At 72.2% G+C, this 15219-nt stretch carries 9 protein-coding genes; 3 read left to right on the top strand and 6 right to left on the bottom strand.

The features are described from left to right. The first annotated feature begins 3 nt into the window (after positions 1–3). Positions 4–1041, top strand: a complete 1038-nt coding sequence (gene vioC / locus AB0D66_RS12765) for an arginine beta-hydroxylase, Fe(II)/alpha-ketoglutarate-dependent (RefSeq protein WP_362300983.1) — start codon at positions 4–6, stop codon at positions 1039–1041. Between the two features lie 82 nt (positions 1042–1123). Here the strand turns inward: vioC and AB0D66_RS12760 are convergent, their stop codons facing one another. The 6 genes from AB0D66_RS12760 to AB0D66_RS12735 all read right to left on the bottom strand — a co-directional run bounded on the left by AB0D66_RS12760 (position 1124) and on the right by AB0D66_RS12735 (position 11348). Further along, positions 1124–3556, bottom strand: a complete 2433-nt coding sequence (locus tag AB0D66_RS12760) for a non-ribosomal peptide synthetase (protein WP_362300980.1) — start codon at positions 3554–3556, stop codon at positions 1124–1126. A 283-nt stretch (positions 3557–3839) separates the two neighbouring features. Then, the gene (gene rsgA, locus AB0D66_RS12755; RefSeq protein ID WP_362300977.1) at positions 3840–4940 is read right to left on the bottom strand and encodes a ribosome small subunit-dependent GTPase A; all 1101 of its coding nucleotides are present in this window, start codon (positions 4938–4940) and stop codon (positions 3840–3842) included. A gap of 313 nt (positions 4941–5253) precedes the next feature. Continuing rightward, positions 5254–7011 (bottom strand): NAD(P)/FAD-dependent oxidoreductase, encoded by a 1758-nt coding sequence (locus AB0D66_RS12750; protein ID WP_362300974.1) that lies wholly within the window; start codon positions 7009–7011, stop codon positions 5254–5256. Continuing rightward, positions 7008–8798 carry an amino acid adenylation domain-containing protein gene (locus AB0D66_RS12745; protein WP_362300971.1) on the bottom strand — a complete coding sequence of 597 codons (1791 nt, stop codon included), beginning with the start codon at positions 8796–8798 and terminating at the stop codon, positions 7008–7010. Before AB0D66_RS12745 ends, AB0D66_RS12750 begins: the two co-directional genes overlap by 4 nt. A 74-nt stretch (positions 8799–8872) precedes the next feature. Further along, a complete protein-coding gene (locus tag AB0D66_RS12740; RefSeq protein WP_362300968.1) occupies positions 8873–9670 on the bottom strand; it encodes an alpha/beta fold hydrolase in 798 nt (265 codons plus the stop codon). Positions 9671–9728: 58 nt separating this feature from the next. Beyond that, on the bottom strand, positions 9729–11348 hold the full coding sequence (locus AB0D66_RS12735) for an MBL fold metallo-hydrolase (RefSeq protein WP_362300965.1): 1620 nt from the start codon (positions 11346–11348) through the stop codon (positions 9729–9731). 657 nt (positions 11349–12005) lie between these two features. On the opposite strand from AB0D66_RS12735, the gene AB0D66_RS12730 reads away from it, so the two are divergent. Together AB0D66_RS12730 and AB0D66_RS12725 are read left to right on the top strand one after the other, a co-directional pair. Further along, complete coding sequence (locus AB0D66_RS12730; RefSeq protein ID WP_362300962.1) at positions 12006–12488, top strand: hypothetical protein; 483 nt, start codon at positions 12006–12008, stop codon at positions 12486–12488. Positions 12489–12556: 68 nt separating this feature from the next. Further along, complete coding sequence (locus tag AB0D66_RS12725) at positions 12557–15214, top strand: tetratricopeptide repeat protein (RefSeq protein ID WP_362300959.1); 2658 nt, start codon at positions 12557–12559, stop codon at positions 15212–15214. Positions 15215–15219: the final 5 nt, after the last annotated feature.

Here is a 15219-nt window from a genome sequence, read left to right as displayed (position 1 = left end):
ACCATGACGACGTCGATCAGGCCCCGGACCGCGACCGAGCTGCGGCTGACCGCGGCCGAGGCCCGGCAGGTGTCCGAGCTGACCCTGCGCCTGGCCGAGAGGTACCGCGCGGCCGACGACGAACGGCTGCTCCAGGAGCTGCCGCTGCTCACCGACGGGCTGCCCGAGCGGGTCCGGCGCTTCCTGCGCGCCTTCTCACTCGACCAGGCGCGCGGCTTCTGCGTGGTGAACGGCCATCTCGTGGACGACGAGCGCATCGGGCCCACGCCCGCGCACTGGAAGGACGAGACGCGGATCCACCGCGAACTGCCCGAGGAGATCCTCGTCCTCCTCTACGGGTCGCTGCTCGGCGAACCGTTCGGCTGGGCCACCCAGCAGGACGGGCACCTGGTCAACGACGTGTTCCCGATCCGCCAGTACGAGCGCGAGCTGCTCGGCACGGGCAGCAAGACTCCGCTGACCCTGCACACCGAGGACGCCTTCCACCCCTACCGCGCCGACTACATCATCCTGTCGGCGCTGCGCAATCCGGACTCGGTACCGGTGACCGTCGCGGAGGCGGACTTCTCGGAACTGCCGCAGGACGTCCTCGACGTCCTGTTCCAGAACCGCTTCCACATCGTTCCCGACAAGTCGCACCTGCCGGAGAACAACACGGTGCGCACCGACGAGGACCGGCTGGTCTTCGAGAACATCGCGCGCCTCATCGACGGGCTCGGCCGGGTGCCGATGCTGACCGGCTCCCGGTCCCACCCGCTGCTGTGCTTCGACGCCACGCACATGTCGGCGCCCGCCGAGGACACCGAGGCGGTACGGGCCTTCGCGGCGGCGGCGGAGCTCCTCGACGCCGGCCTGACCGACTGCCCGCTCGAAGCCGGGAGTTGTGTCTTCATGAACAACCACCGGGTGGTGCACAGCCGTAGTGCGTTCCAGCCGCGCTACGACGGCACGGACCGCTGGCTCAAGCGGGTCAACGTCACCCACGACCTGCGCAAGTCCCGTGCCATGCGCCGGTCCGTCGGCTCCCGCCTGATCGGCTAGCGGACGGCCCGCTCACCGCAGGGCCAAGCACTGTGCCCGGGGCGCTCCCGCCCCGGGCACAGTGCTTCGCGTCGTGTCGCGGTTACGCGCCGGAGTCCGGCCCGGCCTTGCGGATCAGCGCGGACACCTCGCCGACCGTGGGCGTGTCGAAGAAGTCACCCAGGTCGATGGTGACGCCCAGCTGCTTCTCGATGGTGTCGATCACGGCGATCGCGAGCAGGCTGTGCCCGCCCTCCTCGAAGAAGTCCCCGTCGGGACCGATCGGGCCGGAGCCGAGGACCTCCTCGAAGATGGCGCCGACCTTCGCCTCCAGCGCGTCGCCCCCCGCTCCCGTCCGGGACGGCGAGGACGCCGGCGCCGGGGCGGCGGCCTCCGCCTCGGCGAGACGCACCAGGGCGCCCCGGTCGATCTTGCCGCTCACCATCCGGGGCAGCTCGTCGACCAGTGTGAGGGAGGTCGGCACCATCGCCGGCGGCAGCGCGGCATTGGCCCCCGCCCTGATCTCCTCCACCGTGGTGTCCACGGCCTCCAGCCAGGCCGCCAGCGCCGGAGCCCCGTCGGGGCCGCTCACCACGGCGACCGCCGCCTGGCGGACTCCCGGCAGCAGTCCCAGCACGCTCTCCACCTCGCCGGGCTCCACCCGGTGGCCGCGGATCTTCACCTGGTCGTCGGCCCGCCCGGTGAACTCCAGCATCCCGTCCGGACGCCACCAGACGAGGTCCCCGGTGCGGTAGCTCCGTCCGCCGGGCGCCGCGGCATCGGCCACGAACGCCGACGCCGTCAGCTCCGGCCGGTTGCGGTACCCGTCCGCGAGGCCGTGTCCCGCCAGCCTGAGCTCTCCCACGAATCCGACCGGCAGGGCCCGGCCGTCGGCGCCGGTCACGGTGGCGACGGTGTTGGCGATGGGCCGGCCGATCGGGAAGCCGGGCCCGGCGGCCGTGCCGTGGTCGAACGCGGTCGCGCCCACCGAGCTCTCCGTCGGGCCGTACTCGTTGATCAGCCGGACTCCGGGCAGCAGGGCGTGGTGGCGGCCCACCAGATCGGGCGTGGTGGCCTCGCCTGCGACCGTGACGGCCCGCAAGGAGGCCGCGGCACGCGGGAGTTCGCCCAGCAGGACCCGGTAGAGGCTCGGGACGGTCGTGAGGTGGGTGATGCGGTGCTGCTCCGCCAGCTCGGCCAGCCGGCGCGGCAGCAGCTGGTGCGTGTCCGCGAGGACGAGGCGCCCGCCGGATGCCAGCACCGGGAACAGGTCGGCGACGGAGCTGTCGAAGGCCAGCGACGGCAGCTGCAGCACCCTGGTGTGGAGGTCCAGCCCGTGGTGGCGCACCTTCCAGTGCACGTAGCTCGCGATGGCACGGTGCCGGATCTCCACGCCCTTGGGCCTGCCGGTCGAGCCCGAGGTGTACACCACGTAGGCGAGGTCGTCCGGGAGCGGCCCGGGCCGGCCGGCCTCGGGCTCGGCGGCGGGTCCGCCGGCCGCGGCTTGGATGTCGATCACCGGGGTGGTGAGGCCGGCGGGCAGCCCGGCGAGCAGGTCGGGCGCGGCGAGCACGGCCGCGCACTCGGCGTCGTCGAGGATCTCGGCCAGCCGCGCGGCCGGGGACCTGGGGTCGAGCGGCACGTAGGCCGCGCCCGCGAGCAGGGTGCCGACGATCGCCGGCACGGCGTGGACCCTCTTGCCGGTGAGGACGCCCACCCGGTGCCCGCGCCCGATGCCCGCTGCGCGCAGACGCGCCGCCACGGCCTGCGCGGCCTGCCAGAACTCGCGGTAGGTCAGGGTCTGGGCACCGGCGACGACGGCCGTGCGGTCCGGGTGCGCGCGGACCGTCTCCTCGATCGGCGCCGTCAGCGTCGTGGGGACGATCTCCGGTGCGAATCCGCGCCGGCCGAGCTCGGCGGCCTGCGCCACGTCGTCCGCCGCGGCGGGCGGCAGCGCGGCGGCGGGTCCGTGCGGGTCGGTGAATCCGGCCAGGACGCCGGACACCGAACGCAGCAGGACGTCCAGGAACCACGCCTCGGCGCGGTCCGGTCCGGCCTCGGCCACCAGTTCGCGTACGCCGTCCGCACCGGGTTCGGTCAGCACCAGCTCGATCGCGTCCCGCCGGGGCGCCCCGTCGGGGCCGTGGCCGACCCGTGCGGAGCGGACCAGCAGCGCGCCGGCGAGCTGCGTCTCCTCGTCGGCCACCGCGGGCGCCGACCGCAGGGCCGAGTCGGCGGCCCGGACGAGGTCGCCGACGGTGGACCGGGCGGCGAGCCCGATCCCGGACAGCACCGGGCCGGCGGGGCCGGCCACGGCCAGCACCGGCTCGTCGGTGTGCTCCGCCGCACCGACCACCACGGCCGTGGCCGCGGTGAGGGCGACCAGTTCCTCCAGGGGGCGCCCGCCGGAGACCCTGGCGAGGCCGTCGGCGGCGGCCGCGGCCAGCGCGAGTCTGGCGTGGGCCCGCGCCGAGGGCGCGGCGCCCGTGCGCCGGGGGCGGATCGTGGTGGCGGGCACAGCAGGGTCGGACGTCATGGGCACATTTCCTTGCTCGAGGACGAAATAAGGACAACTGCCCGTCGGCCAAGCGGCGTTCTCCACGGGGCATCAGCCGCCGCGGGGTCCGAACACCGCACGGGCACGTGCGGGCACATCCGTCACCGAGGTGGGACGCGAACGGGCCGCGCACCGCCGGGCCGTGGCCGAGCCGGTACGCGGGTCACCGCTGACACCCCAGGGTGCCCGTGCACTTGTCGGACCGGAGCACCGGGCGGCCCGCGACGGGCGCCCGGTGCTCCGGCCAGGCCGTCGCCCCGCGTCAGCCGCGCTTCGCGATCATGTTGGCCATGCCTTCCTTGCCCTGCGTCTTCAGCGCCTTGAGGCGATCCTGGCGCAGGCGGGCATCGCTCCGCGAGGCGATCCACTGGTTCTCTCGGATCAGCTTGTGGTAGCTGTCCAGGCGGCGCTGCTGCAGCATGCCGTCGTCGATGGCCTCGCGCACCGCACAGCCCGGTTCCGCGACGTGCTCGCAGTCCCGGAAGCGGCATTCCTCGGCGAGCTGCTCGATCTCCGAGAACGTCTGCTGCAGGCCGTCGGCGGCGTCGTACAGGCCCACGCCGCGGATGCCGGGAGTGTCGATCAGCACCCCGCCGCCCGGCAGGGGCATGAGCTCCCGGGTCGTCGTGGTGTGGCGGCCCTTGCCGTCGCCCCTGGTCTGCTGGGTCTCCATCGCGGAGCGGCCCAGCAGTACGTTGGCGATGGTGGACTTGCCCGCGCCCGACTGCCCGACCAGGACGCTCGTCCCCGCCAGGACGGCCGCGAGGATGTCCATGCCGTCGTCGGTGGTGGCGCTGACGACCAGCACGTCCACTCCCGGCGCGGCCTGCTCGACCGTCTCGCGGACGTTCTCCGCGTCCTCGGCGAGGTCGGACTTGGTGAGGACCAGCACGGGCTGCGCGCCGCTCTCCCAGGCGAGGGCGAGGAACCGCTCGATCCGGCCGAGGTCCGGCTCGGTGTCCAGGGCGACGACGACGCCGATGGTGTCGATGTTGGCCGCCAGCACCTGGCCCTCGGAGCGCTGCGAGGCGCTGGAGCGGACCATCGCCGTACGGCGCGGCAGCAGCGCCTGGACGTAGGTGCCGGCCGCGCCGGCCCGGACCGCCGCCCAGTCGCCCGTGCAGGGCATCTTCATGGGGTCGGGGTCGGATACCGGACCCGTGTCGGCGTGGACCACGGTCACCCCGGAGTCGCCGTCGGCGACCACGACGTCGCAGCGGCCCCGGTCGACCCGGATGACCCGGCCCGGCACCCACGAGGCGTCGGCAACGGAGGCGAACTGTTCGTCGAGCTCAGGGGACCACCCGTAGGCCTCCAGCGGCCTCGGGTAGATCGAATCAGCCGATGTCGATGAGTGACGCAACGCGATGAGCCCTTCGGGAGGTGTTTCCGGCCGGCGCACGCGAGTCGGGCTGCACCGGCTGCTGAACAAGGGGCGGAGAAGTGGGCTGCTCTTCGGGCGCGGCTACGACGGTGGTGACATGCGGGTCGCCCACCTCGGCTGGCTCCGACGCCGGAGGCATTCAATGCACTTGACGCTACGACAGCTCCGGACGGCCCGCAACACCGCTCAAGTGCCGCTGGACCGGGACTCGAGAGCGAGGGCGGGAGGCCCGCCGTCGGGACGGTGCCCGCCCGCCCCCGGGTGTCCGGCCGGGGGGGCGGGCGTGCGCCTCCTACTGTCCGGCAGGCGTCGACGTGCCGCGGTACAGCGCCCGCAGCTCCTTCTCCAGGGTTTCGACCTCGTCGAGCCTGGGGCGGCTCTTCGGGGCGAACAGGCCGTCCTGCTCCCAGCGTTCGGGGTTCAGGCTCAGCGCCGAGACGTTGAGCCAGCCGCGCGAGCGGATCTCGTCCAGGCGCTCGGGCAGGGCGTCCTCGAGGGCGAGGTAGAAGATGACGTGGGCCAGCTCCTCGATGCGCTCCAGACCGTCGCGCACGCTCGTGAGGACCGTCCCGAAGGCCGGTACCTCCTCGCCGGGCAGGTTCTGCTCGAAGAGCCGGGCGAGGGTGGGGACGTCGTCGTAGTAGTCGATGTAGTCGAAGGCGAAGACCCCGCGGTAGTCGCGCGCCCAGGCCTGGAACAGGTTCATGATCGTGCCCTGCGTGGCCACCGCGTGCGCGCCGAGCGCGCTGAGGGTGGTGCTCGCGGACTCGTCCAGGAACGTCTTGCCGTAGAACTGCGGGTCGGAGAAGGCCCAGCCGACGTAGTAGTCCCAGATCGTCTTCAACGACATGATCACGGCGTTGTCGTGGAAGGCGTAGGAGCCCTGGATGTTCATGGTCAGGCCCTCGGCGAGGGAGAGGAACCAGCGGTTGGCGTACCGCACGAAGCCCTCGTCGAAGGAGTCCTTCACGTCCCGGCCGACCATCTCGGTGACGAAGCTGTTGGCGTAGCCGATCAGGTTCGAGCCCACCGAGTAGTAGGGGTCGGCGAAGACGGCGGCGTCACCGACGCACGCCCAGCGGTCCTGGGAGAAGACCTGCTGCGAGGAGTGGCTGTAGTTCTTCAGGACCCGGAAGTCCAGGACCGGCAGCTCGCGGATGGCCGGGTCGAAGCCCGGGACCCGGTCCACGATGAAGTCGATGGCCTTCTCGATCCGGTTGAACTTGGTGACCGGGTGCAGGTCGTCGGAGACGACGATGCCGACGCTGGTGTGGTCGGGGGCCAGCGGGATGGCCCAGATCCAACCGCCTTCGAACATGAAGTGGTTGGTGGACTGCCAGCGCGGCTCGGTGATCCGCTCGTGCCAGCCGGTGTGCTCGGCGCCGACGGCCTCGTCGGTGTCGAGCTTGCCCTCGAGGCGGAACCAGACCGAGTTGTGGGGCTTGGGGTAGCGCTTGGTGAGGTCGAGCTTGCGCTGCAGCAGCCGGTGCCGGCCCGTGGCGTCGACGACCCACCGGGAGGTCACGGTGGTGGGCTGCGCGCTGTCGTCGTCGATGGACTGGTAGGTGGTCTTGTGCGGGGCGTCCTGCTCGCCGAGCTCGATGTCCAGGACCTTCACGCCCTGCACGAGCTCCGCCCCGGCGCCCTCGACGACCAGGCGCAGGTGCTCCTCCAGGGAGCCGCGGTTGAGCTGGTAGGACTTCGCCGGCAGGAACCGGTTGACGCCGAACTCGGCTTCGTCCTGGAGGCCTTCGCCGCCGCCGTAGAAGTAGCGCAGGCCCAGCTTCTCCAGGTGCTGATCCTCCAGGTAGTCGTACAGGCCGATGACGTGGGAGAAGTAGTACGCGCCCACCTCCACCGAGGACTCGCCGACCTTGAACGCGGACAGCGGGATCGGAGAGCGCTCCCGCTCGCAGACCAGGACGGACAGCCCGGGCTGGGCGTCCTTCAGCTGCTTGGCCAGAGTCAGCCCGGCCAGGCCGCCGCCCGCGACGACCACGTCGTAGTCGACACCGCCGAAAATCGAGTCAGTACCGCTCTGCCTGCTCACTTTGCTCCCACCTTGTCGTTCTGTCGGTCTTCGATCACGAGGGCCAGGCTCCGGATGGTCCGGTCCGTGTAGGGGTCCGAGACCTCGAGCTGCACCCCGATCCGCTGCTCCACGCGGGCCAGCAGGTCCATCACACTCAATGAGTCGCCGCCCAGGTCCAGGAAGTCGTCGTCCAGACCGATGGGCAGCGGCGCGAACAGCTCCTGCCAGATCTCCAGCAGCGCCGCCTCGGCCTCGCTCCCGGGCTGGGGGCCCGCCGCACGCCGGCCGACCGTCCCCTCGTACAGGGAGATGAGGGCCTTGTCGTCGACCTTGCCGTTGCCGGTCAGCGGCACCGTGTCGACCGGGATCACGGCCGAGGGGACCATGTACTCGGGCAGGTTCTCCCGCGCCGTCGCGCGCAGCCGGTCGAGGTCCGCCGCGGCGGGCCCCTGGACGAAGGCGACCAGCAGCGGCGTGTCGGTCTCGGTGACGTGCCGCAGGACGTGCACGTGGCTGACCGCCGCGTCCTGCGCCAGGACCTGGGCCACCTGGCCCAGCTCGACCCGCCGGCCCCGGATCTTCACCTGGCCGTCACGGCGCTCGACGAACTCCAGGTCGCCGTCGGCGTGCCGGCGCACGATGTCGCCGGTGCGGTAGACGCGCTTGCCGGCGGCGGGGCCCGCGGCGGGGGTGAAGAAGCGCTGCGCCGTCAGCTCGGGGTCGCCCAGGTAGCCGCGGGCGAGGCCCGCCCCGGCCAGGTGCAGCTCGCCGATCCCGCCCGGACCCACCGGCTCGCCGTCCTCGTCCAGGACGAACGCCTCCGCGTTCTCGATCGGCCTGCCGATGAGGACGCGCTCGTCGGTGGCGGCGAGTCGGTGGACGGTGGAGCAGACCGCGTTCTCGGACGGCCCGTACTCGTTGTAAAGGTCCACCTGCGGCAGGCGCAGGCAGTGCTCCAGGGTCAGGCCCGGCGTGAACCATTCGCCCGCGATCGTGACGCATCGCAGGGAGGTCGCCCGGCCTGCTTCCATACCCTCCAGCAAACGCTTGTACAGCATCGGCGTGATGAGGAAATGGGAGACGTTCCCGTGTTCCATCAGGCCGGTCAGGTAATTCCGGTCGGTGATGCGGTCCCGGCGCGGAAGCAGCAGGCGCGCACCGGAGGTGAGCGCGCAGAAAGTGTCCGCCACGGCACTGTCGAAAGACGGCCGCGGAATGGCCAGCGTCACGTCTTCCGGACCGAAACCGTAATAGGAATTGCGCCACGTCAGGGTATTGACGATCGCACGGTGCTCGACGGCCACGCCCTTGGGCCGGCCCGTCGAACCCGATGTGTAGATCACGTACGCGAGGTCGGAGGGCGCGGCGGAGGGCTCGGGGTCGGTGTCCGGCGTGGTCAGGGCGGGGCCCATGACATCGAGAACGAACAGCTCGCCGTCGAAGTACATCGCGCCGGCGGCCGCCGACGACTCGATCACCATGGCCTTGGGCGCCACGTCCTCGACGATCCGCTGGGTCACCCCCGGCGGGTTGTCGGGGTCCAGGGGGACGTAGGCGCCGCCGGCCTTCAGGACGCCCAGCATGGCAATGATCACGTCACGGGGGTTCCGGACCAGGATCGCCACCCGGTCGTCGGGGCGGACCTGGCCGGTGTCCCTCAGGTGGTGGGCCAGTCTGTTTGCCCGGCGATTCAGCTCGCCGTAGCTCAAAGACTCACCTTCGAATTCCAGGGCGACATGCCCCGGATATCTTCTGACACATTCCTCGAAAAGGGAAGTCAGAGTCTTTGGATCGTCATGGTTCATCAACAAACGTCCCCTGCCGGATCATTGTCAATTCTCGATTCGAAAAGCGTAGCCGCCGCCGATCGAATGGCCCTCTATTCACACTCGAGTGGCCGCTCGAGTGCCCGCTCGAGTACGCGCACGAGTGCGTCGGCCGTAGCGGCCCGCTCCGCCTGCGGAAAGAAGTGGCCGCCCGGCACGGGCAGGACCTCGAACGGGCCCGCGCACAGCGTCCGCCAGATCGCCGCCTCCTCGGCCGTCACGACCGGGTCCTCGTCTCCGTACAGCACCGTGACCGGCGTGGTGACCTCCGAGGGGCGGGCCGGGCGGTAGGCCGCCTGCGCGGTGAAGTCGGCGCGCAGCACCGGGAAGAGCCACTCACGGAAGCCGGGACGGCTGAGACCGTCGGTGTTGGCGCCGAGCTGCTTCCAGAGCAGCTCGATCTCGTGATCGCTCGTGGGCGGCACCAGCGCCGTCGCCCCCGGCGCGACCGCCGCGAGGACGACCAGGCGCAGCGGCGGGCGGCCGGCCAGGGTCAGCCGGTGCGTCAGCTCGTAGGCCAGGGCCGCGCCGAAACTGTGCCCGACCAGCACGAGCGGGTCCGGCAGTGCGAGCACGTCCGGCAGCACGTCGTCGACCAGCTCCTGCACGGAGCTCAGCGGCGCCTCCCGGCCGCGCTCCTCGCGTCCCGGTCCGACGTGGCCGTACAGCTCCAGCCATTCGGGAAGCAGCCGGCGCCACGGCGCGAAGCCGCTCGCCCCGCCGCCCGCGCTCGGGAAGCAGACCAGGGTGGCGCGGCGTGCGCCCCCCGGGTCCTGGTGCGCGGCCGGGCGGGTGCCCGGCGGGCCGAAGCGGCGCAGCGGCGCGTTCCGGCGCACGGTGTGGTTCTGCATGGACGCACCACCCAAGGGGTCGACGACGGGCACATCACGGACGGGCAACCGCTCGGGCCTACGGCTTCGCCGGGTCGACGACGGGCCAGGTGCGCTCGCCGCGGCCGCGCAGGAGCTCGGCGGTGATGCCGCGTTCGGCGCTCAGCCGGGTGAGGACGCCGGCCTGCTGGACGGGCTCGGCCTCGGGGTCGTACTCGGAGCCGGTGAGGTGCTTGAGCCAGGGTTCGAGGCCCATGGCGTAGGCGTAGACGTGCCGGGCGCCCAGCTGCTGGGCGAGCACGTCGGCCTGGGCGGCGTTGCTGCCCTTGAGGCGGCGCCCGTTGTTGTGCTCGCGGGAGAGCTTGCCTTCCAGCATCGGCCCGTACAGCCAGTTCAGCGGGGCCCCCACGCATTCGAGGCCGATGAAGAGCGCGTCCAGGGGGGTCTCGGTGAGGCCGGGGATGTTGTTGAACAGCGCGGGCTCGAGCGGCGTGATGTCGGTGGCGAAGAGCAGCCTGCGGCCGCCGGCCTGGACGAGGGGCACCATCTTGGTGCGGATGTCGAGGTCGGCGTGCTCGCCCACGAAGGGGAGGGCGGTGACCTCGACGCCGTCGGCCACGCGGTGGGTTTCGAGTTCGGCCAGCTCCTTGACGTGGGGGAAGCCGAGGGCTTGGAGCATGGACTTGAGGCTGGGGTCGCACAGCGATCCGCCGGAGGCGCGCGGAACGACGATCGTGCCGATGCGGGTGCGCAGTTGCAGCAGGGTCTCGAGCGAGAAGTGGTCGGAGTGGAAGTGGCTGATGACGACGGTGTCGATGTGCCGGGGAAGGTCTTCGAGCGTGTAGTGCTGCTCGAAGCCGTCGTCGGTGTAGCCGATGACCGGGTCGAGGAGGACGGACGTGTCGCCGGTCTCGATCAGCACCGTGGCGTGGTTGAGGTAGCGCATCCGGACGTCTCCGGGCGCGGGCGGGGTGTGCTGCGCCGGCGGCGCCTCGTGGAACAGCGCGGTGAACGCCGGGAGTTCGGCCTCGGCGACCCCGAGGCGCTGCGCGAGGTGCGGAACGTCGACGGGCTCGAGGCGCGCCGCGAACAGCTCGTCCCACACCGGGGAGTCGAAGGGCAGATGGATGTCCAGGCGGTCCGGGTGCGGCAGGACGGGGCTGCTGTACACGAAGGGCTGGGGGCTGTGCGTGGCGGTGAGGGAGACGCACTGGCCGTGGCGCTCGTACGCCGGCGAGCTGTACATCAGCGCTTCGAAGAAGCGGAAGTTGGGCCGGTGGGCGGTGTCGTAGACCAGCTCGACGCGGCCGCGCAGCGAATCGGGGACCAGCGGGTAGAGCGGCTCCATCGGCCCCCCGAGCGCCTTCTCCCGCAGCAGCTCCCGGAGTTCGCCTATGTCGTCGGCGAGCCGGAGCTTGGCCTGGCCCTCCTTGACCATGCTCTCGCGCGCCTCCCGGACCTCGTCGAGGGTGGCGCCCTGGGGGTCGAGGAAGGGCGCGCCGTAGCGGTTCGGGTCCGAGTTGACCTGGTCGTGGAGGTGCGGCGCCTTCAGGTAGCTGTCCACGATCGGCAGCAGACGGTCCCGCAGGTTGAGCGCGCCGGTGTGGGGCGCCAGGAGGTAGGGCCACGCGTACCAGCGGTGCAGCAGGGGCTGGGCCACCACGGACGGGCGAAGGTAGAGCTTCTGGTGTGCGGGCACGACAATTCCCTCACTGTCGATGATGTCGGTGGGTGGGTTCGCGGCTTGCGCATGCGCTCGCATATTCATTCATGTCTATCACAAACGACAGTTCACGAATCCGGCAAGCGGGCGGGACAGTTGCCTCGCTCACGCTACCGACACCGCTCCGACTTTCATCCCAGAGCGACTCAAGGAGAACTCAAGGCGGCACGGATCAAATGGAGTCCGACCCCGCCTCCGTGCTCCACTGACGGGGCGATCCCCGAAGAACCCGCTGGCAGCAGCCCACCAGCGCCTCTCCGTGGCGCCTTGCCGACCGAGGCGGTCCGGAAATCCCCGGAGGCGGCCGACCCGAACTTGGCTCAATTCAACAGTTCCCGGCAGAGAACAACCGGGCGGCGACAGCCGGAATTCAGGAATCGAATTCCGGTCGACGCCGACTGCCTCGGCCCGGAACTCGATTCCTTACCCGAGCGATACCCATGGCAGTACGGATCTGGTCGGCCCCCGCGCCCTCGCACCGACCGGACTCGCAGTCGCCTGATTCCCGTCATCTGCCCGGCCCGTCAATGCGGAGGCCGCCGAAGCGGTTTCGTGGTGTGCCCGGCTCGGTACGCTGTGTCTGGGTCGGGGCCATGGCGCGTCCCTGCCTGCGGGTTACCGAGGGGGGACAGCATGCTGACGGAAGCCCTGATCGCGCTGGCTTCGGCGGCCGGTGCGGCGGTCGCTCAGGCAGCGGGTACGGAGGCCTGGACCGCGGTGCGGGACCGTACGGCCCGCGTCTTCGGCCGCGGCGGGGCACCAACGGCCCAAGTGACCCTGGAGCGTCTGGACCGGACGGCGGCCGCGCTGAACGCCGGCGAGCCGGATGGTGCGCAGGAGCTGGTGCGCCCCCGCCTGGGGGCCTCCTGGCAGGCTCGGTTCGAAGACCTGTTGGAATCTCTGGACGAGTCCGACCGCGCGGTGGTGGCCGAGCAGCTGCGCGAGCTCGTGGCCCTGTGCCCGCGGCCCGCCGGAGGGCCTTCGGCCGGGGACGGCGGGCTGGCCGTCGTCGGGAAGGTCGACATCCGCGCCGAGGGCGGGTCGGTCGCCGGTGGCGTCATCCACGGGGGGATCCGCATGGAAAACCCTCCGCAGCCGGGCCCGGATCGGGGCTGACCGCACCCGGCATCGGCCAAGCCCCCCACATCACTGCGGAGACGTCGCTCTACGCCCACGCCGGCGCCGTGGTGGTCGGTCGCGCCGATACGGTGACGCACCTCGCCGCACCGCGGCAGCCGCTCTCCTGGCCGCGGCGGGTCGGGGTGGTCCCCCGACAGGCGGACTGTTTCCAGCATCGCGAGGCCGTCGGCGCCCTGGACGGCGCGTTGGCCGGGGGTGGGACGCCCGTTCCGTGCCAGATCCTGTCCGGGACCGGCGGAGTCGGCAAGACACAGCTGGCCGCCCGCCACGCCCGCACCGCCTGGGAGGCGGGGGAAGTGGACTTGCTCGTCTGGGTCACCGCGACCAGCAGGGATGCGATCCTGAGCGCCTACGCCGAAGCCGCCGTCACGGTGACCGGCCCCGACGAAGCGGTGACGGCCGACCTCGACGACCCGGAGAAGGCCGCCGCCCGCTTCTTGGCCTGGACGCAGTGCACCGGGCGGCGATGGCTCATCGTCCTGGACGACCTGAGCGACCCCGCGGACCTGGGTGCCCTCGACGGCCGGCGTGACCTGTGGCCGGCTCCGAGCGCGAACGGCCGCACGTTGGTCACCACCCGCCGCCGGGACGCCGCACTGCCCGGTCACCCCATCGACGTCGGCCTGTTCACTCCCGACGAGGCAGACGCCTACCTGACCGCCAAACTCTCCGCCGCGCGACGCCAGGACAGCCGCGAACAGATGGCCGCACTGGCTCGAGACCTGGGCCATCTGCCGCTGGCGCTGGCCCAGGCCGCGACCTACCTCATCGACCTTCACCTGGACTGCGCCGCCTACCGCGCGCGTCTGGCCGACCGCGCCCACGCGCTGCCCGACCTCGTCCCCGAGGACAGCGGCCTGCCCGACGCCCACCGCGCCACCGTCGCCGCCACCTGGTCCCTGTCCATCGAGCACGCCGACCGGCTCCGCCCGAGGGGCCTCGCTCGTCCGATGCTGCGACTCTCCAGTCTGCTCAATCCCAACGGCATCCCCGCCGTCGTCCTCACCAGTCCGGCTGTCCTGGCCTACCTGACCGAGCACCGGACACCCGACGACAGGGAGGCGGCCGGGGCCTCCTCGCGCCGGGTCGGCGTCGAGGACGCGGCCGACGCCCTGCGCTGTCTGCACCGGCTCAGCCTGGCGGACCACAGCCCCGACACCCCCCACCACGCCGTACGCGTCCACAACCTCATCCAGCGCACCACCCGCGAGACCCTGCCCGCCGCGGCACCCGGGGCCCTGGCCGTCACCTGCGCGGACGCCCTCCTCGAGGTGTGGCCCGAGACCGATCTCGACACCGCCCTCGCCCAGGCTCTCCGCGCCAACACCGCCGCCCTGGCCGCCCATGCCTCCGCTGAGCTGTGGCGGGCCGGCCTGCACCCCGTCCTGATACGGGCCGGAGGCAGCCTCGGCGACGCCGGCCTCACCGCCGGAGCCCTCGCCTACTTCCGGGACCTGGCCGCCGCCGCATGCCGCCACCTCGGTGCGGACCACCCCGACACCCTCACCGCCCGCCACCACCTCGCCCACTGGCAGGGGGACACGGGAGACATCGCCGGTGCCAGGGGCGCCATGGCCCACCTGCTCGCCGACCGACTGCGGATCCTCGGCCCGGACCACCCCGACACCCTGGCCACCCGCGGCGATCTGGGTGCCCTTCAGGGGCTCGCGGGAGATCCGGGCGGAGCCGGCGCCGCTTCCGAGGCCGTCCTGAGGGACACCGCGCGGGTACTCGGCCCCGACCACCTCCAGACCCTGACCGCCCGCCAGAACCTCGCCCACTGGACGGGGGAGGCCGGGAATCCGGCCGGCGCCGTGGCGGCCTGCGAGCACCTGCTGGCGGACACCGTGCGCCTGCTCGGCCCGGACCACCGCAAGACGCTGGCCGCCCGTCTCCACCTCGCGCTGTGGCGGGGGGAGGCGGGGGACGCGGCAGGTGCCGCCACCGCCTTCGAGGACCTGCTGGCCGACCAGCTGCGGATCCTCGGCGCCGACCACCCCCACACCCTCGCCACCCGTCACGACCTCGCCCGATGGCGGGGCAAGGCAGGCGACCCGGCGGGAGCCGCCACCGCTTCCGAGGACCTGCTGGCCGACCAGCTGCGCGTCCTCGGACCCGACCACCCCCACACCCTCGCCACCCGTCACGACCTCGCCCGATGGCGGGGCAAGGCAGGCGACCCGGCGGGAGCCGCCAGCGCCTTCGAGGACCTGCTGGCCGACCAGCTGCGCGTCCTCGGACCCGACCACCCCGACACCCTCACCACCCGCCACGACCTCGCTTCCTGGCGGGGCGAGGCGGGGGACTCGGCCGGCGCCGCCGCCGCACTCGGACAGCTGCTGGCCGACCGCGTGCGGGTTCTCGGACCTGACCACCCCCACACCTTCATCACCCGCGGCAACCTTGCCCACTGGACGGGGAAGGCAGGAGATCCAGCAGGCGCCGCCCGGGCCTTCGAGGCTCTGCTGACCGACCGGCTGCGGGTCCTCGGCCCCCATCATCCCCGCACCCTCATCACCCGCCAGAGCCTCGCCCAGTGGCGAGGGGAGGCAGGGGACCCGGCCGGGGCCGCCACAGCCCTCGGGCGGCTGCTCGTCGACCAGGTGCGCGTCCTGGGCCCGGATCACCCCGACACCCTCACCACCCGCGGGAGCCTTGCCCGCTGGCGGAGTCGGACCGACCCTTCGCCCGACCTTCGCTGACGCTC

Source organism: Streptomyces sp. NPDC048270, assembly GCF_040652335.1.
In the GTDB taxonomy this organism is placed as follows: domain Bacteria; phylum Actinomycetota; class Actinomycetes; order Streptomycetales; family Streptomycetaceae; genus Streptomyces.
This window is presented reverse-complemented; position numbering and strand designations above follow the sequence as displayed.

Bases quoted from the DNA above. Each gene is read 5' to 3' on its own strand.
- AB0D66_RS12740 (WP_362300968.1), bottom strand. From the start codon at position 9,670: ATGCAGAACCACACCGTGCGCCGGAACGCGCCGCTGCGCCGCTTCGGC.
- vioC (WP_362300983.1), top strand. From the start codon at position 4: ATGACGACGTCGATCAGGCCCCGGACCGCGACCGAGCTGCGGCTGACC.
- AB0D66_RS12745 (WP_362300971.1), bottom strand. From the start codon at position 8,798: ATGAACCATGACGATCCAAAGACTCTGACTTCCCTTTTCGAGGAATGT.
- AB0D66_RS12760 (WP_362300980.1), bottom strand. From the start codon at position 3,556: ATGACGTCCGACCCTGCTGTGCCCGCCACCACGATCCGCCCCCGGCGC.
- AB0D66_RS12730 (WP_362300962.1), top strand. From the start codon at position 12,006: ATGCTGACGGAAGCCCTGATCGCGCTGGCTTCGGCGGCCGGTGCGGCG.